The sequence below is a fragment of the Shewanella sp. 10N.286.45.A1 genome (assembly GCF_041470405.1).
In the GTDB taxonomy this organism is placed as follows: domain Bacteria; phylum Pseudomonadota; class Gammaproteobacteria; order Enterobacterales; family Shewanellaceae; genus Shewanella.
Genome location: NZ_JBFRMK010000408.1, coordinates 1 through 1,555, shown reverse-complemented (window position 1 = coordinate 1,555; position 1,555 = coordinate 1). Strand labels below are relative to the sequence as shown.

Sequence of the window (1,555 nt, the reverse complement as noted above, 5' to 3'; positions counted from 1 at the left end):
TCTGCTTGCGCAGCCTGTTCAGTGGCAACTCTTTCGGCTTCTGCCTGTTCGCTTGCAACACGTTCAGCTTCAACTTGCGCTGTATCAACCTGCTCTGTCTCTGCTTCAGTTGAAACATTTAATTCTGCTTCTACTTCTTGCGGTTGCTCTTTAGATTTATCTTTGCGGAACCAGGAAAAAAAACCTTTCTTTGCCATGTGTATTACCGATGCTCAAATAACTGTACATAAATGCGTTAGGGTGGAGGACGTTATATCAAAAACAGACCGAAATTACGCTGATTAAAACAGCAAAAGTATAACCAATACGCGACTAAGCGACGGCTTGTTACCTTTTAGCTGTGCTTTGATATAAAATAACGACCTTAAATCAGACGCTATAGTCTACCACTTTCTGCCACAAGGCAAAATCACGAGGACACCATGGTCAAAAAAAGACCCTCAAGCGGCCAAGTTAGGATCATCTCTGGCCAGTGGCGATCGCGAAAGTTGCCAATCCATGATCTGGAAGGTCTAAGACCGACAACCGATCGTGTACGTGAAACACTGTTCAATTGGATAGCAAATGACGTTCGCGGTGCTCGAGTATTGGATTGTTTCGGTGGCAGTGGTGCATTAAGTTTAGAGTCTTTATCACGTTATGCAGCTTATGCCAGAGTGTTTGAACTGCAGCCTCAAGCTGCCAAGCAACTCGTTGAAAACCTAGCCACATTAAAATGTAACTATGCAGACGTGATCAAGGGAGACAGCCTTAAGCTGCTAGCAAGCTCTCCAGAAAAAGGCTTTGACATTGTATTTGTTGATCCACCTTTTAGAAAGTCACTCACAGAGAAAAGTATCCAACTGCTCGACCAACAGCAGTGGTTACTACCTGATGCACTGATTTATGTAGAAACCGAATCTGAACTAGCACTACTTGAGGTGCCTGTGACTTGGACATTGCTAAAAGAGAAATCAGCTGGGCAAGTGATCTACCGCTTATACCAATACTGTCCGCTTGAGCAAAACGCTACCGAGGATAGCCGATAATGAAATGGATACTATTGGCAGGTAAGTTGGCGACCGCTTTTGCGTGGTTGATGATGTTTTATAATCTAGTTGCGCCGTTTGAAGGCAATATAGCGGTCATTTTAAATATCTTGCTCGCAGTGACAGTGTTTATGCACTGCTTTCAAACCATTATATTCCACACCCTGTTCAATCAGCTGCTGCCGTTAAAGAAAGTGGATTACCTGCAGGTGTTTATGTTTGGCGTATTTAGCCTATTGCAATATCGTCAACAGGTATTGGATAAGCAAAAAAGCTAAAACAGATAGTCCTCAATAAATACGGTGAACCCGCTAATAAGCGCTTCGCCAACAACTAATACCAATCAGTATAAGAAGTTGATCTACTCAGAGCGTTTTTGGCACGCTAATTCAAAGTGAGTAATGACATAATGGTTGTTCCCTTATAAGTTTATTCAACGCAGAAGTAGCAAGCCAAAAACACTCCTACAGGCGAGTTTTAGCGGCTATGATGCTGCGTTAATGAACTTGAACGTAGAATAACTATGC

The 1,555-nt window shown here is 42.8% G+C and carries 2 protein-coding genes and 1 pseudogene; 2 read left to right on the top strand and 1 reads right to left on the bottom strand.

What is annotated here, in order from left to right:
* Positions 1–197: pseudogene (locus AB4238_RS22035) on the bottom strand (signal recognition particle-docking protein FtsY); the annotation flags it as partial.
* A gap of 225 nt (positions 198–422) precedes the next feature.
* Here AB4238_RS22035 and rsmD point away from each other — a divergent pair.
* Positions 423–1,028, top strand: coding sequence for a 16S rRNA (guanine(966)-N(2))-methyltransferase RsmD (rsmD, locus tag AB4238_RS22030; RefSeq protein ID WP_372035732.1), 606 nt, complete (start codon positions 423–425; stop codon positions 1,026–1,028).
* Positions 1,028–1,306: a DUF1145 domain-containing protein gene (locus AB4238_RS22025; RefSeq protein WP_372035730.1), complete on the top strand. Its 279-nt coding sequence runs from the start codon at positions 1,028–1,030 to the stop codon at positions 1,304–1,306. The genes rsmD and AB4238_RS22025 overlap by 1 nt, the downstream gene beginning before the upstream one ends.
* The last annotated feature ends 249 nt before the right edge of the window (positions 1,307–1,555 follow it).

Excerpts from the sequence above, each read along its gene's own strand:
- rsmD (WP_372035732.1), top strand. The coding sequence starts at position 423 with ATGGTCAAAAAAAGACCCTCAAGCGGCCAAGTTAGGATCATCTCTGGC.
- AB4238_RS22025 (WP_372035730.1), top strand. The coding sequence starts at position 1,028 with ATGAAATGGATACTATTGGCAGGTAAGTTGGCGACCGCTTTTGCGTGG.